The sequence below is a fragment of the Parasaccharibacter sp. TMW2.1890 genome, assembly GCF_023337645.1.
GTDB classification, from domain to species: domain Bacteria; phylum Pseudomonadota; class Alphaproteobacteria; order Acetobacterales; family Acetobacteraceae; genus Bombella; species Bombella apis.
Map to the genome: position 1 here is coordinate 945,356 of NZ_NWUV01000001.1, position 20,281 is coordinate 965,636.

Here is a 20,281-nt window from a genome sequence, read left to right on the forward strand (position 1 = left end):
ATCACATCGTCACACAGGGATCAGATCAGCATCTCGGAGTTGATGATGTTCGACTCCCTCCGGCTGTAATGCGTATCCTTCCCCACATGTTCATGATGGGCCATGTTATCATCAAAGATGGTATATTCGATCCCGTTGGAGAAACTGTGAATCTGCCTCACAATATCTTCATACCGGTCACGGTATTCATGCACGATCATTGAATAAAGCAGAGGCCCTGTAACCCGCAGGATGCCATAAGCCCCTGTCCCATGAATGGGACGTTTGTAGAGGGCAATACTGCACAGGACCTGCTGTATGATACGGCGCATCAGCGGATGACCTGCGGCACAGATGATGTAATACTGTTCGTACTCGCCATACGGGATGTGCTCGATTTCCGTATGCGGACGGGCACCATGGCACCAGAATGACAGCAGAAACCGGTCTTCCGGCCTCACGACCAAGTCCAAAGGATATGACATGGCGGTTTTTAGATCGAGATACACGCCACCGATGGCGTACAGGCACAGGTAGCGGAAAAAGTCAGCTCTGGCAGCCAGATAATCAGGACTTATAGCCCTGTAATATTTCAGTATTTCCTCACCATAGTGCTTCTGTATGAATTCCTCGATGTCATAATAGCCACCTTCCGACCAGAAATAGAATGTATAATTCTGATTCAGGGCGACAATGTTATTTCTGTTCTCTATGAATGCTTCCGGATAGACGCCCGGTTCTTTGGGGAAAATGCCAATCTGGTGGATTTTGTGAGCAATGTGGGCTTCTTCTGGCATTTCCGGCACAGGAGGTGGCAGGATTGAAGGATCAATCAGACGAAACGTCTCACGATCCTGCATGACATTGCTGTACCCGTTGGACAGATCCGGTCTGGCAGAAAGGTAGCCCTGCCCCTTCCTGTAAAATCCAACGCGCGTAACAACCTGCCGATGAACCTCAAACCCCGCAGCCTCAATATCGTCTTCTGTTGCAGCCGGTGGGGCATCATCCTCGTAATAGGTGCATAAAAATTTCTGTACGATCTCACGATCGATAACGGCCAGATAAGTATTGTAGCGGGAAACAAACATGATGCCCCTCAGAACGCTATCTCTTTAAGGCGCGTGATGCGCATGGTGTACTCTTTCCCGGATATAAATCCCCTGAAAAGAAACTTTGCAGTCTCTCCCTTTTTCAGGCGACCTATTCTCGCAAATGTAGAAAGGTTCTCCAGAAAACCAATGCGTTTTCTATCAAAACTGGCAACAAACGGCTTATTGTCACCCGGCCCCAGAAAATAAAGCCCCGAAACCTCCCGTTCGTCATTTTCACAGAAAATCTCGGCCATGCCGGGGTCCGTAACAACGAGCAGCCCCACATAAACATCGTACTGAAGAGGGCAGAACAGCTCCCAGTCGGCGATAACCGGAGAAAAAGCGGTCTTGTTGTTCGACGGATTTATGCTGAGGTAGTGACCTGTCTTTTCATTATGTAAGGCTACCAGCCCCCCATCCTGTGGGCATATCCTGAACGGAGGCAACTCAACTAGGCTGTTAAAAATATTACGCCACTGCGGTATGAAATTATTAGGAAAAGGACAGGGACCTGACACGAACCCACTCAGAAAAGAACCCTGTAACGGAACCCGCGCCAGCACCTTACGATACGGCGTATAGCACAAAACGTGCCCGAAACAGTCCATGAACCAGACTTTATCAAATGAGTAAGGCAAAACGTCCCCGGACATCACTCATTTCCCCAAAAACAGCATCAAATCCACTTGAAATTTCTTCGCCTGAAACTCTCTGGCTCGCAAATGACAGTTCTGTCTAACGTAAAAATCCCATCCCTCGCAGGAGGGATGGGACGAAATTTCTTACAGTTCTTTCTCTGAACGAACAATGGACAGCTTGGCAATATCACCATGCGGGCTGACCAGGGTCACATCCACAGATTTACCCGGCGCAGTCGCACCAATCTTGGCCAGATTCTCCAGATTGCGCGTGATGGAGAATGCAAACCCACCCAGCCAGGCGAAATTGCCGATATTCTCAGCAACGGAAGGCCATACCAGAGCAGGAACCGGATGCCCGCTCATCTGCACCTCACCATAAGAACGATCCTGGAGGACGGCAAAGCCATCCAGCATCTCCTTGGTCAGAAGGATGAAGCGCTCCCAGTCATAAACAGCCGGAGAATTCCAGTGTGTATCGTTATTGCGCGGATTGATCGAGAAGAACGTGCCGGAATCCTGGTCTTCAAGAGCGACCAGATTCTCACCTGCAGCCACAAACTGGGCATCCGGCAGGTTCTGGGCAACGCTCGACGTATGGCGGAACATGACACGGGCCGGCGTTTTCAGCGGCCAGGAAGACAATACAAACGTGTCCGGATAAGCCCCCGGAGAAAGATAATCGCGGATCAGTGGACCACCCTCTGAAGGCTGATCGATCACATGACCGAACCAGTCCATGACCCAAAGACGCTGCAAACGATTCTCACTCATGGTAACACCTCATTACATCAGGTTATGAAGCAAGTTATAACAGGGCAGAAAAAATGTAAACATCCCCTTTCATGAAAGAAATTTGTTAACAAAAAACAGTAAAGAATAATGTACTAAATAAAAAAAACATAATGATAATAGACCACCACGTCCCTGCTTCAACCTTCCCTCGCACCTCCATCTCTTCTCCAGATAACAATATGCTTACGCACCATCACGTCCCGCTTCCTCTTCAGGGCAGCCAGAAGCACATTATGGACAGATTTTACTATGTAACGCACATCCACCACCCGCACCTGCATGCAGGCGACAGGCCAGAACTACATGAGCCCAACGGATATTTTATAGGGAGACTACTCTGCAACGGAGCGACACTACAAGGCGGCATAATGGTGCGCCCTGCTGGATTCGAACCAGCGACCCACAGCTTAGAAGGCTGTTGCTCTATCCAGCTGAGCTAAGGGCGCTCCTGCCTTGCTGCATGACGTGGTCGGGGCGCCCGGACTCGAACCGGGGGCCTCCTGTACCCAAAACAGGCGCGCTACCAGGCTGCGCCACGCCCCGACGACGTGATGCCTTCTTAAAGGGACTTCACCGTACAGGCAAGGGACTTTCTTGCATGAAAAAAGTGTTTTTTCAAAAAATTACGCCTTGTGACTGCGGTTCAGCGGCGCAACAAACTGCGGCGCCATGTCCCATGGGAAGAGAACCCACGTATCCTGCGGCACTTCTGTCACGAAATGATCGGTACAGGGCCGCCCATCCGGCTTGGCATACAAACAGGCAAAAACAGCTTTGGGCAGCATCTCCCGCACATAACGGGCCGTCACCCCCGAATCCACAAGATCATCCACGATCAGGAACCCTTCCCCATCACCTGCGGCTTCCGGGGCTTTCAGCAGCTTTGGTTCCTGCTGGGTTCCTTCCTCACCTGCATAACTGACGACAGACACGCTCTCGATCAGACGGCATCCCAGCTCCCGCCCCAGAATGGCCGCTGGAATCAGCCCTCCCCTCGTGATGGCCACAATGCCACGAAACGGACGATATTTGCGCATCAGCTCCGTGGCCAGAAGGCGGGCATCCCGATGCAGCTGGTCCCATGTCACCGTCGCATAATTGATGCTCTGCGAACCCTGCGTCTGTACGGTGCCTGTCATGCTCTGTTCGTGCCCTTCAATCATGCATTATTCCACGCCCCTATCATACGATAAGACAGAAACTGGCAGAACCACAACATGCTGTTTTATTTTATGGGAAGCATGAAAAAGGCCCGCAGCCATACGGCCCGGACCTGAATGAAAGGCTGGCTCCCGAAGTAGGACTCGAACCTACGACCCAGCGATTAACAGTCGCTTGCTCTACCAACTGAGCTATTCGGGATCAGCTGGAGCCTATCTAGCCAATCTCCTCCGGCAGGTAAAGCCCCTTTTTTCAGCAAATTAGAAAATAATTTCACCCGTATCCGCTCCGGATACAGAAAAGGCCCGCAGCCATATGGCCCGGACCTGAATGAAAGGCTGGCTCCCGAAGTAGGACTCGAACCTACGACCCAGCGATTAACAGTCGCTTGCTCTACCAACTGAGCTATTCGGGATCAGCTGGAGCCTGTCTAGCCAATCTCCCCCGGCAGGTAAAGCCCCAGAAAAGATTTCTCGGCAAGAATCTTCCGAATACCGTCAATCCCCGGCAGCAGAACCGGCTTCCAGCTCTTCCCGCCCTTCAGTCGCCAGCTGATCGACCAGATCATTTTCTGCATGCCCGGAATGACCTTTTACCCAGTGCCAGTCCACCTGATGCCGCTTGGCTGCCTCCAGGATACGCCGCCACAAATCCATGTTGGCCACAGGGTCTCCCGATGCATTGCGCCAGTTGCGCCGTACCCAGCCCGTATGCCACCGGGTGATGCCATTCCGCAGGTACTCACTGTCCGTGTAAAGATTGACCACACAGGGGCGTGTCAGCGTTTCCAGAGCAACGGCAGCCGCCGTAAGCTCCATGCGGTTGTTGGTCGTTTCCGCCGCCCCGCCTTTCATGGTGCGCTCATGACCCTGACAACGGAACAGGATACCCCAGCCACCTGGCCCAGGATTGGGCTTGCAGCCTCCATCCGTCCAGATATCCACCTGCGTGCTGGGAGCTGCGTCCCCTTTCTCCGCCCTGTCAGACATGGCCTGCCTTCCGGAAATGATGCAACCGTCTCTGATAGGCCCAAGGGTCTTTTTTGGTTACCAAAGCCCCCTCTGGCGTGTGCACCCAATCATACAGACGTGTAAGCAGAAACCGCATGGCCGCTCCCTGGCACAGAATCGGCAGGGCCTGATGTTCGGCAGCATTCAGCGGGCGAACCTGTTCATACCCGCGCAAAAGTGCCTCAGCCCTGTCCTCCCGGTAATGACGTTCGTCCTCAAAACACCAGGCATTCAGACAGATGGCCAGGTCATAAGCAAGAAAGTCCGTACAGGCGAAATAGAAATCAATGATGCCAGAGAGATGACCATTCTGGAAAAAGACATTATCCATGAACAGGTCAGCATGAATCTGCCCACGAGGCAGGGACCCGGCCTCCGGCCACGCTGCCACAAGCGCTGAAAGAGCTGTGCGGACCTCCGCCATCAGGGCTTTCACCGCCTCATCACCACCATCCGTACACCGGGAGAACAGCTCAACCCAACCTTCCGGTGCCAGAGCATTGGCCCTCTCGGCCCTGTAACCCAGCCCGGCTTCATGCAGACGTGCCAGACTCCGCCCGACCTGCTCACAGGCCTGCGGGGTTACCACCTCCAGAGACTGCCCCTCCAGAAAACTGACCAGAATGGCAGGCCGACCTGCCAGCTGGCGCAGAGCCACCCCGTCTTTCGCCACGACAGGCTGTGGACAGGCTATCCCCTCTCCCGCCAGGTGCGCCATCAGCCCAAGAAACCACGGGAGCTCCTCCGGTTTCATGCGTTTTTCAAACAGCGTCAGGATGAAGCGCCCCTGAGTGGTTTTCACCAGAAAATTGCTGTTCTCTATTCCTTCCGCAATCCCGGTGAAAGAGCGAAGCTCCCCTATGTCATAAAGTGACAGGAAGCCCCGCAAGTCCCCTTCATGGAGGTCCGTATAAACCGCCATGAGCGATCAGACCGCATCCGAAAGCGGATGGGGAAGGCGGAAATTGATGTTTTCCTCCTTCACGATACGCTCCTCGATTGTCACGTCATAACGGGCAGAAAGCTGCTCTATCATTTCCTGCACAAGGCTCTCCGGAGCGGACGCACCGGCACTCATGCCCAGCGTCCTGACACCCTCCAGCTCATTCCAGTCCATGTCGGAAACCTTTGGTACCAGCAGGGCCCGCTTGGCCAGAGACCGCTCGGCCACCTCCCGCAGACGCTGCGAGTTGGAAGAATTCGGTGAGCCGATGACGATGACCAGATCACACTCCGCAGCCAGTTCCTTCACGGCCATCTGACGGTTTGTCGTGGCGTAGCAGATGTCCTCCCGGCGGGGCCCCACGATGTTGGGAAAACGGGACCGCAGGATGTCCACGATTTCTGCCGTGTCATCGACGGACAGGGTCGTCTGCGTGATGAAGGCCAGACGGTCCACGTCCTTCGGCTGGACCTCGGCCGCTTCTTTCGCATCATTGATCAGCGTAACAGCCCCTGGCGGCAGCTGCCCCATGGTGCCGACCACCTCAGGATGCCCGGCATGACCGATCATCAGGATATGGCGCTGCTCCGGGCCACCCCCAGCGAAATGACGCTCAGCCTCACGATGCACTTTGGAGACAAGCGGGCATGTCGCATCCAGGTACAGCAGATTGCGGCGCTGCGCCTCTGCCGGAACGGATTTGGGCACGCCGTGGGCTGAAAACACGACGTGACCATCCTCTGGCACCTCATCCAGCTCCTCGACAAAGATGGCACCTTTGGCTTCCAGCCCTTCCACGACAGTGCGATTATGCACGATCTCATGGCGGACATAGACGGGTGCCCCATAACGGCGCAGAGCCTCCTCGACCACCCGAATGGCACGATCCACCCCGGCACAGAAACCGCGTGGTCCAGCCAGCAGAATCTTCAGTGGCGGCTTGCCAGTGGCCGAATCTGCTCCGGGGACGGCAGAGTTGGAGGTTACAGGCGTCGTCTGTTCTGACATAATCTTCCCCAGGCAGGCGATGAACGATACGATATTGAACGGTCCGGTGGTGCTCCATGCAAGGTCATGGGCTATCCTGCACCACCATTCTGGGCCTCTATATCGTCCGTATTGCCGTCTGCTGCAATGTCCTGCGCCATTTTCTTGTGGAGTTTTCTGAGTCCGATGCCTGCATTCTCCCCCTCATCCCGCATCTTTCCCCGCCTTGCAGCGGGCCTCGGCTCCCTCATGCTGGCTGGTTTTCTCAGCGGGTGCGAGGAGGCGGATACCACCCATACCTTCGCTCCGGCCTGCCCCAGGTTCGATGTTCCCGGCCAGGTGGCGGACCGCATCACTTATGATGGAAAAGGGCTTGATGCCGCCCACCGCCTGACCTCCACCCACATTCTGGGTGTTCAGGGAGACTGCCGTACTGGCCCGCAGGATGCACAGAAACGGCCCATGACCCGTGTTCGTGTCAGCCTGAACCTCCAGCTGGAGCGTGGCCCTGCCACCAGCAGCGACAGTGTGACGGTTCCCTATTTCGTGGCCATCCTTCAGGATGGGGCCATCGTGGACAAAAAAGTCTTTACCGAAACAGTGAAGCTGCCTCCAACCGTCTCTGTCAGCCACAGCAGCACGCCACTGCGGTTCATTGATGTGCCGACAGGCAACAATCCGCAGATCAGCCCCTACTCCATGGAGATCGGCCTTCAGCTGAATCACAGCGAACTGGACTATAACCGCAGCCACCTGCGTGCAGCGCAATTCCACGAGCATGTGCAGTAACTGGCGCCAGACAGGCAGCCCCCTGCACGCCCCATGAACAAAGGGCCCTCCAAGTCCTGGAGGGCCCTTCCCTGTTACACCTGATGCAGCGGAATGCTGCCAAGCCGCTCCTCCGCCAGAGGATCAAGGACATAACGCCACTCCTCCTTCAGGCGGGAGGCCACGTCAGCTTCCTCCACCATGTCCAGCAGGGCCAGGAGCCGCTCCTGCCAGGTTTCGCGCACGATGTTCTCGGCCTGTGCGATGGCGGTGATGCTCCGCAGCTTCACCATTTCTTCCAGCAGTCCATCAGCACGGTTCAGGACATTTTCATTCTGCCCCTCATGCGGGTCATTCATCTGGCAGATGAAGGCATTGGCCCAATAGTCGGCGTACCGCTCCACACCGAAGGACATGGCACCGTCCAGCCCGCTGTTCCGGGCATATTTCCAGACCCATTCAATGATCGACTTGTAGTAGTAATGGGAGATGTAAATATCTTCGTAATGACCGCCGTCAGCAAAAGCAGGGTCCGCCCCGATGCCGGGGGGCGGATTGCGGTAACTGTGAATGGACCCATCTGACAGTCTGTATGTGAATCTGTCTGCCTGCAGCCAGACCGGATGATGCGGCCGGGACTGTATGGCCCGACCGGGCCGCACGGCAGATTTGACCAGCCGCCAGCCCTCACCGATCCCACCACGGGAGACAATGTCACGATTCCGCTGTGTCAACGGCCGGACCAGGTCCGCCAGCCCATCCCGGTTGACCTCGGAAGCCACGAACTTCCAGTTCAGGGCGATGGCATCACTTTCCCAGCGGGAGAAGCCCTGAAGATACTCACCCACCGTCCGGTAGGATGGTGCCAGCGTGATGAACTCATCTCCATCCAGAATGAAGCACCACTCATAATCCAGAATGTTCGGCAGCACGTTCAACCCGTGCCCGTAAGCCTTCGTCTGGGCGGACATCCCTGGCTGGACGGGATTCTCGATGAAGGTGATGACCCCCTCATCATGCAGGGCCTTCAGAAGCAGGTCCGAGCGATCATTGTTGTCGTTGCTGTAAATGAAGAAATGCTCGACCCCTATGCTCCGATGATAGGCGATCCATTCCAGAACATAGATGCCTTCATTACGGATCGTGGACATCATGCAGACCCGCTTGCGTGGCTTCACGCTGGCCCGGGCCGCATGCAGGGTCGCATGGATGAAGCCAGCCGGTGCGTCCGCCTGCCCCCATGTCAGCACGTCATCCCCCAGCGGGCAGCCCCGTTCGGCTGCAGGATAGCTCTCCCTGTCCTCAAGCCAACGGGCAAGACACTGCCAGCCATCCCTCCACGGACTGCTCCCCGCCTGACGGAGCAGGGCCTCACGCAGAGAAGGCCGCTCCAGCAGCCTCTGCCCCACCTCACGGACAGCAGACCAGGCCGCCACCGGCATCATGGCATCCAGCAGCCAGATCAGATGGCTCCCCTCATATGTGTCTATCAGCTGCTCCAGATCATCCGCTGAAGGGAACATCCTGAAATGGGCAGCCATGTCCTCGCCCAGGCGTTGCAGTTCCTCTGTTGCCGCAACCTCATGCAGCTGGAACTGCTCCCAGCCCATCAGATGGCTGCAGTCCCCAAGAAACTCATTGACACCTCCCTGGCTGTTCCAGGGCTGGGCTGTACAGCACAGGCTGGACCGCAGGAGGTTCCGCAGTCCTATGCGCCCCTCATGCCCCACGATATCGACACGGCGGAAGGGCAGCACGGCCCCCCTGTAAGAGAAATGCCTGATCCAGAGGAGCGGAGGCTCCCCACCTTCCGGGCCCATGACAAGAAAGACGTAATCTGGCTGGTCGGAGAGCGTCATCGCCAGCAGGGGAACATAAAGAGGTTCACCATCCTCATCCCGGCGTGTCATCTCGTCGGAACGGACATGGCAGATTCCATGATCCTTGCGCCGGACAGCCAGCCAACCCTGATGTGCTGTCTCCAGATAATGAAAAGCCACCTTTACCACCCCATGCCCTTCCAGCATCATGTTGCCTACCCTTCAGGATGCTCCTATTATCTACAGGAGTCTGTTAAATAATCTGGCCTGTTTATGCAAACCGTTCTTCCACCACCTGCAGAATTCATTCCTGTCGCTTTGCCTCTGACAGAGCACAGTGCACCCAATGCGTATGCTACCATCCTCTCCGGGATCAACAACCTTCTGCCAGGAGTGAGGCTTGCCCTCTACATGCTGCATGAGGGCCTGCCGGAGGAAACCATGACAGCAGGCCGGCGTCTTTTTGATGGCAGACGCTCCCAGATCCACTTCGTGGATGTCTCCGAATGGATGCAGACATACAACCCGGCCTATCTCGACACGACAGACCGCACGACATTCTACAGCCTTGCTGTGCCAACCCTGTTCGCCAACTTTTCCCGCATTGTCTATCTGAGCGATGACATACTGCTGCGGGCCTGCCCCAGCCTGCTTTATTACAGCATCCCCGCCACGGCGCAGATCGGTGCAACGCGGGACCTGCTCCTCATCCCGGCCCAGACCAACGGTTTCCGCCTGCCGCAGGCCATTGCTGGGGGGCCCCCGCTGGTGGACTATCACTGCGGGGCCCTTGGTGTGCTGGACTCGAACAATTACTTCCAGAATGGCGTTCTTGTCTTCAACATTGCCGAGATCAGCCAGGCGCAGGCGGAGGAATGTGGCCACCTGTGCAGCACTCTGTTCTGGATGAGCGACCAGGACATCCTCAACCGCATCTTCTATGGCAAGGTCCATTTCATCCACCAGAACTGGAATGTCTGCTGGGGGCCGGGCTGTGTCGAGGCCAGTGAGACCCTCCCGGCAGAGTGGAAGAAAATTTACGATGACGGGCTGGCCAATCCCTTTGCCGTGCATTTCTCCGGCTTCCCCAAACCATGGACAGGATGGGATGGCCCATACGCAGAAGATTTCCGGCGGCTGCTCGGGGATGTGCTGAGGGCCTTTCCCTAGGGCCCCGGTACCCGGTACAGCAGGTTTCATCTTCCCTTTCACTCAATGACAGACTGGCGAGGCATTTCATGGCCGGGAAACTGGGCATCGGCATCATTACCTATAACCGCAAGGACATCCTGAAGGAGGTCATCGCCAGCATCCGCCGTCATACCCGCACGACATTCGAATTTGTCGTTGCGGATGATGGCTCCACCGATGGTACGCCCGACATGCTGAAGGAGCTGAATGTTCCCTGTGTCACCGGGCGCAACAAGGGCATCTCGTGGAACCGCAACCGTGTCCTCTGGTACCTCAAGGAAGAAAAACGGTGCGACTGGATCCTTATCCTGGAGGATGACTGCTTCCCTACCGTCTTCGGCTGGGAGCTGCCCTGGATTGAGGCCATCGAACGCTATGGCCACATCAATTTCATGCCGGAAATCACCATAGAGATCGACAATGACATTTCCTCCGGCAGCGGCACGCCAGAGGATCCTTTCATTGCCCCCATGCATCAGGCCTTCTGTGTTGGCTATCACGCAAAGGCCCTGTCCCACGTTGGGTATCTGGATGTCCGGTTCGAGAAATACGGGGAAGAGCATGTTGAACACACCCAGCGTTTTCTCCGGGCAGGCTATGGTGGCCTGGCACAGCACCTCAGCCCGGAACGTGGCCAGCTCTTCTATCTGAGAGGCGGGTTGAACACCCTTCCCTCCCACAGCCACGGCAATCATGAGCTGGCCATGAGGAACCAGGCCATCCATGATGCCATCCGCCATGAACCGCTCTACCGCCACCCTTGGCGGACCGACGAGCAGATGTTCGAGTTCCGTGAAGAAATCGCCGCAGCTCTTTCACGCCCCTCTCCCGAACCGGGCGGAGAAAGCCTGCAGTTTGACAGCATCATCTCTCTGGGTGGGGATGAGACAGTCAATCAGGCCCTCAACAGATACTTCGGCCGCCCTGGCCCTGGTCTTTTCGACCAGTTTCTTGTGCCATTCCACACTCTGGTCTCACTCTTCCAGAACAGTTTTGCCGGGCTGCTTTCCACCAACTGCCTCTATGGCCATCACAAGGCCCTGCGCTGCCGGGACACGCTGATCACCTACCACAACTGTTTGGACAAGCCGGAAGAAGAACCGGCCAGCGTAGAAAAATTCCATGAGCAGCTGCCTCTTTTACGGCACCGTTTCCATGGCATGATCCAGGAAATTGACGCGCTCTGCCGGCAGTCCCGGCGTGTGCTGTTCATCCGCAGCTGGCGGGATGGTCATCTTTATGGCGGACAGCATCGTCCTGCCCATACAGCCACTGCCAATTTCACAGCTCTGGTAGAGGCCTTGGCTGCCCGCTATCCTGCGCTGGACTTCAAGGTCATGTTCGTCAATTTCGGTGATGCTACCACCGCCGATCAGCGCATGATCTTCGCCAACACAAAAACACCGGACACCTGCTCAAAAGAGGAAGAGCTGGCCGGATGGACAGCCCTGTTCTCCGATTTCAGGATCACACAAAATTCCTGAAACCGGAATCCTCTCCCTCACAGGTTGGTCAAATGACGCCACGCATGGGCTTCTTCCGGCAGGGTGCCCAGCGTCTGGCCGATGATATAATCGGCCACGGCGCACTCATTGAAAAGGGCATGATAGCGCTGCCATCCCGCCCGGGCGGCATCCTTACGAAGGGTCGGCGCCTTGTGGTACTGGCTGACAAGCTCCACCAGTTCATCAAGACTGCTGAAGAAGGCCATCTCCTGATCAGAGAAGATACGGTCGAAACCTGTCTGCCGCTCCATGAAGACAAGCTGGCCGTTGCCGATCATCTGTGCAAGACGGTCTGAACTGTAGAGATAATAATCTGCCCTGCGACTGATATTCAGCCCCATCGCTGTCTGCTCCAGCAAAAGGGAATAAGCAGCTCCACTGACATAAGGCTGCCGACGGACCCCCGCATAGGCAAAACGCACCGATGGAGGCAGACGCTCCTCCAGCGTCTCGCAAAATTCCTCCATATTCCAGTCCCGTCCACAAATGGTCCGCAACCGGGCTGGATTCCCGCAGGAATAGAAAACATCCGCTTCCGGATATGACAGCGCAAAAGCCTGTCCCCGTTCGACACTGCGATCCACCGGGTTGGGAAGATACCCAACATGCCCCTTCTCCCCTACCACCTGCCGGACAACCGGCCCCGCCGTGGAGATGAAACTGGCATCCACCACCTGATGCCGGGCCGCAAAGTCTTTGGCATTGCTCTCCACGAACAGGGCATCAACATTCCACTGCACCACTGTCATGCCGGGCTGCTGCTGACGCAGCTCCTCAATGACGAAAGGGGGAATCATGTACCCATGCCCCAGCAGAAGAATGTCAGGCGCACTGAACGCCACGAATTCCTTCAGCGCCCGGAAAAGATGATGGCGGCCCATCTTGCGGCTGCCAAACCAGCCACCGGAGCGTGCAACATCCCTGTAAGGAAAATTGATGACGTGATGGCCATTCCGTATCAGGCCATTGGAGAGTTTCCCCCCCACACTGAACTGGGTCGGCGCCTTTTTCTTCAGGCTGAAAAAAAAGTCCCCAACATGAACGATCTTGAGGGGATGTGCCGTCTGCCATTCCCCCCCGTGCCATATCCTGTCGACCATCGCTGCCCCCATTCCGGCTGCCGGAAACCCAGCCATGGCAGAAGAACGTGCAGTCATCATGGCATGGTTGATCAGTCCGCCCACCATTGCACAGGTTTCTGGCCCTCGTCATCCACCTCCGCAGGGGCGGCTGACTTTGCCCTGGTCGGGCTGGCAGCACGACGTGCCTGATGCTCCCGGGCCTGATGCAGCTCGGCCCGCAGGCGCAGGATGCTCTCATCACGCTGCTGGAGAGCCTTCCTGCCTTCCTCCACCTGGAGGCGCAGATGTGTCATCTGGGTATTCACGGCCTGAATCCGCTTGTTCAACGTAGCAAGCTCAGCCTCTACATCATGAACCCGACGCCTTTCCCTTTGCAGGCTCTGCTTCAGCCTTTCCTGCTCCTGCCCGGCCTCTGAGGCAGCCATCACACGATTCGCAGCCCTCTTCTGCGTAGGGCGCCCCAGTGACTGATGCTCCACAACAACCGTATCATCCCCGGAAAAACGACGGCGGCGCCCCACCTGCTGAGCAGATCGGCCACGGGGCGCCGAATGGCCCCTGTAACCATGGCCCGGTGCCCCATCTCCGGCCTCTACGGCAGCTGGCCCGCCCCCCATTTTTTCCAGAGCCTTGCGAAGAGAATTCTCAGTCAAAGGCGAATCGTTCTGCATGTCCTGGTTCGTCGATCCTGATGATATGTCACAACAGAAAAACCTCTTCCTTTTTCCTGTACATCAGGAGCATCACCTGCTCTCAGGAAGACAAGAACCGGTACGGCATTTGTACAGAAAGATATCAGGATAGGTCTTCTACTCTCAATACTAGCCCTTTAACACACCATCAATAAAACGTCAAAAATATGACAAATTTCTGCCATATTACAGGAGGGCGCATCAGCCCCCATGACGCCAAAGTGCGTCACCGGCGAATCAGACCCAGGCCCTGTTCCTGGCTGCGGTTTAGAAGGTCCAGCGCTGTTCCTGCCAGACTTTTCATGTCTGCCGTGCTGCCACTTTTTTTAGCCTGTGCCAGCGCAGCCCTCTCCCGTGCCGTGGAAGCATGGGTCAACGCATAAAGCAGAGCCCTGTCAAAAGGCCGCCCGTATGACCGGCCCAGCGTGGCCAGACGCTTCTGCTGTATGCCAGACTGCGTCTCGACCAATAAAAGCGTATGGGCTGTTGCTACCTTCTGGGCATCAGCATGCAGTTTGTCGTAATCCTTGGACTGTTGGGCCGCAAACCCCTTGATGAGCTCATCACCACTATGCAACGCAGCCAGATCGGTCGCAGCCTTCATATAGGCAGCACGCAGGTTGATCTGCTGCAACAGCACGGCATCATCGGCAGCCAGCTTCGGTACGGGCGTGACAGGCCCCTTTGGCAAAGGCGGAACCCGCGGAGCTGAAGGCGGCGTGAGACCACACCCCCCCAGAGACAGCAGCCCTGCACAAACCACAAAACGAAATTTCATACGACGTTCCCCCTTCTCATCCTCTCGGGCAGCTGAGACAATGCCCGCATCTCCTTTTCAGCCGGGTTATAATCAATATGCAGAATCATGACAGGGCAATTTCTTCCCGAACAGCCTTCCTGCTGAGAGGCCTGTTCAGTCTCGGAGCCCTCTATGCCAGTCTGGCCGTTGCCTGTCAGGCCGCAGCCACGCATCTGCCAGATACGGTCTTTCCTGTCCCCAATGGCAGAAGCATGATGCACATGGCTGCTGATATTGCCCTCTGGCACGGCATCGCCCTCTGTGCCCTGACACCGGCCAGCCGCTACCTCCACCCGCAACGCCTCGCCTTCGGCTGCACGGGTCTGGCACTGGGGACCAGCCTGTTCAGCATCCCTGTCACGCTGCATGCCTTCGGGATCCTGTTCCCGGCACGGCTGGCTCCGACAGGGGGGACGCTACTTATCCTCTCGTGGCTCTGCGTCGCTTCGGCCGCCTTCATCCGTTCTCCACTGAAAGGCTCCTAACGGCGGCGGACCCGATTCATGAGCCACAGGGCCAGAAGCTGTATCAGCAGGGCAAGCAGGAAACAGGAAAGGACGATTCCGATCAGGATCAGCTGCTCACGCCCCAAGGCCGTTTCGACATGAAACAGACCATAAAGCCGCTGCCACAATGCCGTGCTGACAGCATGTTGCATGAGACGGGTTGCAGGCTGGTAGAACCTGACCACCAGCAGCAGGCCACAGGTAAGCCCAAGCAGAACGACCATCCGCCCCAATGTCGAAAGGACTGAAACCTCCTTGCGGGAAGCAGTATAAAAAATTGGCCGTTTCCGTCTCACCACAAGCACACCATCGCCTTATCAAACCCAAGGTTCTACCCTAATTCATGACCTCATGGCTTATCAAGAAAAGCTCGGCGTCCCCCCTCTGTTTAACGTCCTGTTGTTACCTTGCCGCTAACAATAGGGAACGAATTCTTCACAAACCCACTGTCTCAGGAGAGATCATGCGTTTTTACCACTCCGCCCTGGCTCTTGCCGGTATGGGCCTTCTCCTCTCCTCCGGTGTTGCGCAAGGTGCCAGCCCAGCCCCAACAGCACCCGCTCCCCTGCCAGACATCAGCAGAATGACCACCATCACTCCCGCCCATGAGCCTTACCCGCCAGCTGACCTGGCCGCCAGACAGGTTCATGAAGCCTTCCTGACCGCCGCCAGAACCAACCGGCGTGTCCTTCTGGATTTCGGAGGGAACTGGTGCCCGGACTGCCGCATTCTTGCAGGCATCTTCGCCGTTCCCTCCGTCAGCCAGTGGCTGGACGAGCACTTCGTAATCGTCCCCGTCAATGTCGGGCATCTTGATACCAACATGGAGCTGGCCCAGCAGTATGGCGTGACCATCAAGGCCGTCCCGACGGTCCTGATCCTCACACCCCAGGGCCGCCTGCTGAACCCTGACGGCACCCTCGCCCTCGGTTCGGCCCGCCAGATGGCTCCGCAATCCGTCATCACCCTGCTGAATGAGTGGAACCAGCGTCCCTGAAAACGGAGGGGGGCCATTCTTTGCCAGCAGCAGACATGGCCCCCGTCTCTGTCAGTCCGTGATTCCCTGCACGAAGCCTGCCAACCGCCGGCAGGCTTCTTCCAGTTCTTCGTCAGACGCCGCAAAGGACAGGCGCAGATGCGGCCCATAGCCGAAGGCTGAACCCGGCACGGTTGCCACGTGAGCCTCCTCCAGCAGGGCCTCCGCAAAGGCCACGTCATCACTCAGCAGACGCCCCCCGGCAGATTTCCGCCCGATCAGGGCAGACAGCCCCGGATAGGCATAAAAAGCACCCTGCGGCAGGGCACAGCTCAGCCCCTCGATTCGCCGCAAGGCATCAATCACAAGCCCACGCCGCCGTTCGTAGGTCTCACGCATGGCCTGAACCCCGGCAATATCCTCTTTCAGGGCTGCCACGGAACCACCCTGTGCCAGCGTGCAGATGCCTGATGTCGTATTGCCCTGCACCTTGATCATCGCCCTGATGAGAGGCACCGGGCCGCAGGCAAACCCGACCCGCCAGCCTGTCATGGCATAAGCCTTGCTCATGCCATTGATGATGAGGATACGGTCGGCAAGGTCCGGAGCGACATTGAGCAGGGAGAGATGATGCCTGCCATCAAAGGTCAGGTGCTCATAAATCTCGTCGCTCATTACCATGACATGCGGAGCTTCCCGCAGGACGGCGGCAATGGCCTCCAGATCGTCCCGCTCCAGAATGGCACCGGTCGGATTGTTGGGGAAATTCAGCACGAGCCAGCGGGTCCGAGGCGTGATGGCCTTGCGGATGGCCTCGGCCTGGGGCCGGAAACCGTCTTCCTCCCGGCAGGCAATCTCCACCGGCACGCCACCGAACATCCGGGCAATGAGCGGATAGCTGACCCAGTATGGTGCTGGAACGATGACCTCATCCCCATCATCAAGCGAGGCCATGAACGCATTGAAAATGGCCTGCTTGCCACCATTACAGACCATGAGCTGGTCCAGCGAGACGTCCAGCCCGTTATCCCGCCGGAACTTCCCGGCAACGGCCTCCAGCAGCGGCTTCTGCCCCGGAATGGGCGGATAGCCGGTATGGCCAGCCTTCACTTCCGCCACGGCTCCATCAAGAGCCGCCGCAGGAGATGGAAAATCAGGCTGCCCCAGAGCCAGAGAAATGACCGGTTTGCCCTGCGCTTTCAGTTCACGGGCACGGGCCGCCATGGCGATCGTCGCTGGCGTGGGCAATGTGGCGAGACGCCGGGACGGTCTGAACATCAGGCCAGCCCTCCACAGAAACGGGCAATGCGGCGGCAGGCTTCTTCCAGAAGCTCCGTGCTGGTGGCGTAGGACACCCGGAAATAACCCGGCAGCAGGAAGGCCGTGCCATGAACGGCGGCCACCCCGACCTCCTCCAGCATGGCCTTGACGAAATCTTCGTCACTTTCCAGCACATGCCCGCCTGCCGTGCGCCTGCCCAGAAGCTGCTGTACGGACACGAACACATAAAAAGCCCCTTCCGGCCGGGCACAGGAGAGACCCGGAACCGCAGAAAGGGCATCCACCACGAGATCACGCCGCTTCTGATAAACAGCCACCATCTCGCCAATGAAATCCTGCGGACCGGACACGGCAGCCAGAGCGGCGGCCTGGGCGATGGAGCAGGCATTGCTTGTACTCTGCCCCTGCAGCTTGATCAGCTCCTTTGTCAGGGATACGGGGGCGGCAGAAAAGCCGATGCGCCAGCCCGTCATGGCATAGGCCTTGCTGACGCCATTCATCGTCAGGGTCCGTTCCCGCAGGCGGGGTTCCACCTGCACGACCGTGCAGGCTTCCCGCCCCTCATAGGTCAACTTCGCATAAATGTCGTCCGTCAGAATCCAGACCTGCGGATGCTCCAGCAGGACATCCGTCAGGGCCTTCAGCTCATCCCGGGAATAGGCACTGCCTGTCGGATTGCAGGGAGAATTCAGCACCAGCCAGCGGGTCCGGGGCGTGATGGCCCTGCGGAGCTGTTCGGCTGTCAGGCGGAAGCCCGTCTCGGGCGTGGTCGGCACGATGACCGGCTTGCCATCCGCCAGCTGCACGATGTCCGGGTAGGACACCCAGGCCGGAGCGGGGATGACAACCTCGTCCCCCGCATTCAGCGTTGCCACCATCGCATTATAGATGACCTGCTTGCCACCCGTGGACACGCAGATTTCCTCCGGCCGGTAATCCAGACCGAAATCAGCATTCAGCCGTTCTGCCACGGCCTTGCGGAGAGCCGGCGTGCCGGCAACGTCGGTATATTTCGTCTCGCCACGCTGGAGGGCCTCGATCGCTGCCTTCTTGATGAAATCAGGCGTATCAAAATCCGGCTCACCAGCAGACAGGCTGATGACATCCCGCCCTTCTGCTTTCAGGGCTCTGGCCTTCTGCGTGATGGCGATGGTCTGGCTTGGCAGGATACGCCCCATCCGTTCGGCAGCGAGTGACATGTCGTTCCTCTTACATCTCAAAAAAACGCCCGCCCGTGAGACACAGGCGGGCGCATGGCAGTTCATAGCACAATCACCCGGAGATCAGGCGAGTTTCTGAAGTTCCTTCAGCACGGCTTCTCCCATCTCCGCCGTGCTGACACGGCTCTCACCAGCAGCAGCGATGTCCGCCGTCCGCAGCCCGGAAGCCAGAACGTTGGAAACGGCCTGCTCGATCAGCTCGGAATCCGCACCACGATCCAGCGAGTAACGCAGCATCATGGCCAGAGACAGGATCTGCGCCAGCGGATTGGCAATGCCCTTCCCGGCAATATCCGGCGCACTGCCATGAATCGGCTCATACAGGGCAGCCTGCCTGTCCGACCCTTCCGGCGTGCCCAGCGTGGCAGAAGGCAGCATCCCCAGAGACCCGGTCAGCATGGAGGCGAGGTCTGACAGAAGATCGCCAAAGAGGTTGCCCGTGACCATCACGTCAAACTGGCGAGGATCACGCACGAGCTGCATGGCGCAGTTATCCGCCAGCATGTGCGTCAGCGTCACATCGGAATACTCACGCTTGTGCAGGTCCGTGACCACCTCACGCCAGAGCAGGCCGCTCTCCATGACGTTGCCTTTCTCCACGGAGCAGACACGGCCACTGCGCAGACGGGCGAGGTCGAAAGCCACACGGGCCACACGTTCGATCTCGGCGGTCGTATAGACTTCCGTATTCACGCCACGCTTCGTGCCATCCGGCAGGGTCTCGATTCCACGAGGCTCCCCGAAATAGACGCCACCGACCGTCTCCCGTACGATCATCAGGTCCAGCCCACGCACGACGTCCGGCTTCAGCGCAGAGGCGGAAAGCAGCGGGTCGAACAGCTTGGCCGGACGCAGGTTGGCGTACAGGTTCAGCTCCTTGCGGAGGCGCAGGATGGCCACCTCCGGCCGACGGTCAAACGGCACGTCCTTCCACGCAGGATCACCGACAGAGCCGAACAGTACGGCATCAGCAGCCTTGGCCTTGGCGATCACCTCATCCCGGATGGGCACATCATGCTTCGCCAATGAGGCCCCACCGACGAGGTCTTCCGACAGGTCAACATCGAGGCCACGTTCGGCCTTCAGCCAGTCGATGATCCTGACGGCCTGCTCCATGATCTCCGGGCCGATGCCGTCACCCGGCAGCAGCAGGATTTTCTGTCTTGCGCTCATGCCTGCTCTCCCTTGCTACCAATGACACTCTGCGGGCGACCCGGCTGTTTCGTGGACGGCACCCAGGCACGGGATGGACGGGCCTCGAACTCACGGATGGCCTGCTCATGGTTCTTCAGTGTCTGGGCCACATCATCCAGCCCTTCCAGAAGAACCTGGCGACGGAACGGGTCCATCTCGAAAGACACGACCTCACCATCCGGGCGATGGATTTCCTGCTTTTCCAGATCAACCGTCAGGCGGGCATTCTCGCCGTGGCTGGCATCCTCCATCAGGGCAAGACACTGCTCACGGGGAAGACGGATCGGCAGGATGCCGTTCTTGAAACAGTTGTTGTAAAAAATGTCCGCAAAGCTGGGAGCGATCACACAGCGTATGCCGAAATCCAGCAAGGCCCAGGGGGCGTGCTCACGGGATGACCCGCAGCCAAGATTATCCAGCGTGATCAGGATGCCGGCCTTGCGATAGGCCGGCTTGTTGAGCACGAAGTCCGGATTTTCCCGGCCATCAGCATCGTAACGCTGGCCTGCAAAAAGATGCTCGCCCAGGCCTGTTCGGCGGATGGTCTTGAGGAAACGGGCCGGGATGATCTGGTCCGTATCCACGTTCTCCTGTGGCAGGGCGGCAGCAACGCTTGTCAGACGGGTGAATTTTTCCATGA

At 57.7% G+C, this 20,281-nt stretch carries 21 protein-coding genes and 4 tRNA genes; 5 read left to right on the plus strand and 20 right to left on the minus strand.

Going from position 1 to position 20,281, the window contains the following annotated elements; translation table 11 throughout:
* Positions 1-20: 20 nt before the first annotated feature.
* The 11 genes from CPA54_RS04185 to ispH all read right to left on the minus strand — a co-directional run bounded on the left by CPA54_RS04185 (position 21) and on the right by ispH (position 6,628).
* The gene (locus CPA54_RS04185) at positions 21-1,070 is read right to left on the minus strand and encodes a glycosyltransferase family 32 protein (RefSeq protein WP_052349026.1); all 1,050 of its coding nucleotides are present in this window, start codon (positions 1,068-1,070) and stop codon (positions 21-23) included.
* Positions 1,071-1,078: 8 nt separating this feature from the next.
* Positions 1,079-1,726, minus strand: a complete 648-nt coding sequence (locus tag CPA54_RS04190; RefSeq protein ID WP_103765155.1) for a hypothetical protein — start codon at positions 1,724-1,726, stop codon at positions 1,079-1,081.
* A gap of 129 nt (positions 1,727-1,855) precedes the next feature.
* Positions 1,856-2,485, minus strand: coding sequence for a hypothetical protein (locus tag CPA54_RS04195; RefSeq protein WP_043559812.1), 630 nt, complete (start codon positions 2,483-2,485; stop codon positions 1,856-1,858).
* A gap of 390 nt (positions 2,486-2,875) precedes the next feature.
* Positions 2,876-2,952, minus strand: a tRNA-Arg gene (locus CPA54_RS04200).
* Between the two features lie 20 nt (positions 2,953-2,972).
* Positions 2,973-3,049, minus strand: a tRNA-Pro gene (locus CPA54_RS04205).
* 80 nt (positions 3,050-3,129) lie between these two features.
* Positions 3,130-3,645 (minus strand): xanthine phosphoribosyltransferase, encoded by a 516-nt coding sequence (gene gpt / locus CPA54_RS04210; RefSeq protein WP_043561051.1) that lies wholly within the window; start codon positions 3,643-3,645, stop codon positions 3,130-3,132.
* A 147-nt stretch (positions 3,646-3,792) separates the two neighbouring features.
* Positions 3,793-3,868: transfer RNA gene (locus CPA54_RS04215), tRNA-Asn, on the minus strand.
* 138 nt (positions 3,869-4,006) lie between these two features.
* Positions 4,007-4,082: transfer RNA gene (locus tag CPA54_RS04220), tRNA-Asn, on the minus strand.
* Positions 4,083-4,164: 82 nt separating this feature from the next.
* Positions 4,165-4,656 carry a ribonuclease HI gene (rnhA, locus tag CPA54_RS04225; protein ID WP_081563262.1) on the minus strand — a complete coding sequence of 164 codons (492 nt, stop codon included), beginning with the start codon at positions 4,654-4,656 and terminating at the stop codon, positions 4,165-4,167.
* Positions 4,649-5,599, minus strand: coding sequence for a homoserine kinase (locus CPA54_RS04230; protein ID WP_249085570.1), 951 nt, complete (start codon positions 5,597-5,599; stop codon positions 4,649-4,651). The genes rnhA and CPA54_RS04230 overlap by 8 nt, the downstream gene beginning before the upstream one ends.
* A gap of 6 nt (positions 5,600-5,605) precedes the next feature.
* Positions 5,606-6,628 (minus strand): 4-hydroxy-3-methylbut-2-enyl diphosphate reductase, encoded by a 1,023-nt coding sequence (gene ispH / locus CPA54_RS04235; RefSeq protein ID WP_043559807.1) that lies wholly within the window; start codon positions 6,626-6,628, stop codon positions 5,606-5,608.
* A 165-nt stretch (positions 6,629-6,793) separates the two neighbouring features.
* Here ispH and CPA54_RS04240 point away from each other — a divergent pair, with 165 nt between their 5' ends.
* Entirely contained in the window at positions 6,794-7,396 is a 603-nt protein-coding gene (locus tag CPA54_RS04240) for a hypothetical protein (RefSeq protein ID WP_043559806.1), read from the plus strand.
* 74 nt (positions 7,397-7,470) lie between these two features.
* On the opposite strand, the gene CPA54_RS04245 is transcribed toward CPA54_RS04240, so the two are convergent.
* The gene (locus CPA54_RS04245) at positions 7,471-9,405 is read right to left on the minus strand and encodes a glycosyltransferase family 2 protein (RefSeq protein ID WP_249085571.1); all 1,935 of its coding nucleotides are present in this window, start codon (positions 9,403-9,405) and stop codon (positions 7,471-7,473) included.
* Between the two features lie 63 nt (positions 9,406-9,468).
* Here CPA54_RS04245 and CPA54_RS04250 point away from each other — a divergent pair, with 63 nt between their 5' ends.
* Together CPA54_RS04250 and CPA54_RS04255 are read left to right on the plus strand one after the other, a co-directional pair.
* Entirely contained in the window at positions 9,469-10,365 is an 897-nt protein-coding gene (locus tag CPA54_RS04250) for a glycosyltransferase (RefSeq protein WP_043559804.1), read from the plus strand.
* Positions 10,366-10,433: 68 nt separating this feature from the next.
* The gene (locus tag CPA54_RS04255; protein ID WP_249085572.1) at positions 10,434-11,870 is read left to right on the plus strand and encodes a glycosyltransferase family 2 protein; all 1,437 of its coding nucleotides are present in this window, start codon (positions 10,434-10,436) and stop codon (positions 11,868-11,870) included.
* Between the two features lie 17 nt (positions 11,871-11,887).
* Here CPA54_RS04255 and CPA54_RS04260 read toward each other — a convergent pair whose 3' ends face one another.
* The 3 genes from CPA54_RS04260 to CPA54_RS04270 form a co-directional block, all read right to left on the minus strand.
* Positions 11,888-13,051 carry a glycosyltransferase gene (locus CPA54_RS04260; protein ID WP_166651600.1) on the minus strand — a complete coding sequence of 388 codons (1,164 nt, stop codon included), beginning with the start codon at positions 13,049-13,051 and terminating at the stop codon, positions 11,888-11,890.
* 11 nt (positions 13,052-13,062) lie between these two features.
* Positions 13,063-13,626, minus strand: coding sequence for an Atg14 domain-containing protein (locus CPA54_RS04265; RefSeq protein ID WP_249085573.1), 564 nt, complete (start codon positions 13,624-13,626; stop codon positions 13,063-13,065).
* Between the two features lie 265 nt (positions 13,627-13,891).
* A complete protein-coding gene (locus CPA54_RS04270; protein WP_043559799.1) occupies positions 13,892-14,443 on the minus strand; it encodes a DUF4142 domain-containing protein in 552 nt (183 codons plus the stop codon).
* A gap of 77 nt (positions 14,444-14,520) precedes the next feature.
* On the opposite strand from CPA54_RS04270, the gene CPA54_RS04275 reads away from it, so the two are divergent.
* Positions 14,521-14,949, plus strand: a complete 429-nt coding sequence (locus CPA54_RS04275; RefSeq protein WP_154980854.1) for a DUF423 domain-containing protein — start codon at positions 14,521-14,523, stop codon at positions 14,947-14,949.
* Here the strand turns inward: CPA54_RS04275 and CPA54_RS04280 are convergent.
* A complete protein-coding gene (locus CPA54_RS04280) occupies positions 14,946-15,266 on the minus strand; it encodes a hypothetical protein (protein WP_249085574.1) in 321 nt (106 codons plus the stop codon). The two genes, CPA54_RS04275 and CPA54_RS04280, sit on opposite strands and share 4 nt — an antisense overlap.
* 167 nt (positions 15,267-15,433) lie before the next feature.
* Here CPA54_RS04280 and CPA54_RS04285 point away from each other — a divergent pair, with 167 nt between their 5' ends.
* On the plus strand, positions 15,434-15,967 hold the full coding sequence (locus CPA54_RS04285) for a thioredoxin family protein (protein ID WP_043559792.1): 534 nt from the start codon (positions 15,434-15,436) through the stop codon (positions 15,965-15,967).
* Between the two features lie 51 nt (positions 15,968-16,018).
* Here CPA54_RS04285 and CPA54_RS04290 read toward each other — a convergent pair whose 3' ends face one another.
* From CPA54_RS04290 to leuD, 4 genes are all read right to left on the minus strand, one after another.
* Positions 16,019-17,224 (minus strand): pyridoxal phosphate-dependent aminotransferase, encoded by a 1,206-nt coding sequence (locus CPA54_RS04290; protein WP_248630550.1) that lies wholly within the window; start codon positions 17,222-17,224, stop codon positions 16,019-16,021.
* Positions 17,224-18,426: a pyridoxal phosphate-dependent aminotransferase gene (locus CPA54_RS04295; protein ID WP_103765162.1), complete on the minus strand. Its 1,203-nt coding sequence runs from the start codon at positions 18,424-18,426 to the stop codon at positions 17,224-17,226. The genes CPA54_RS04290 and CPA54_RS04295 overlap by 1 nt, the downstream gene beginning before the upstream one ends.
* An 84-nt stretch (positions 18,427-18,510) precedes the next feature.
* Positions 18,511-19,620, minus strand: a complete 1,110-nt coding sequence (gene leuB / locus CPA54_RS04300) for a 3-isopropylmalate dehydrogenase (RefSeq protein WP_043559783.1) — start codon at positions 19,618-19,620, stop codon at positions 18,511-18,513.
* A complete protein-coding gene (gene leuD, locus CPA54_RS04305) occupies positions 19,617-20,279 on the minus strand; it encodes a 3-isopropylmalate dehydratase small subunit (RefSeq protein WP_043559780.1) in 663 nt (220 codons plus the stop codon). The genes leuB and leuD overlap by 4 nt, the downstream gene beginning before the upstream one ends.
* Positions 20,280-20,281: the final 2 nt, after the last annotated feature.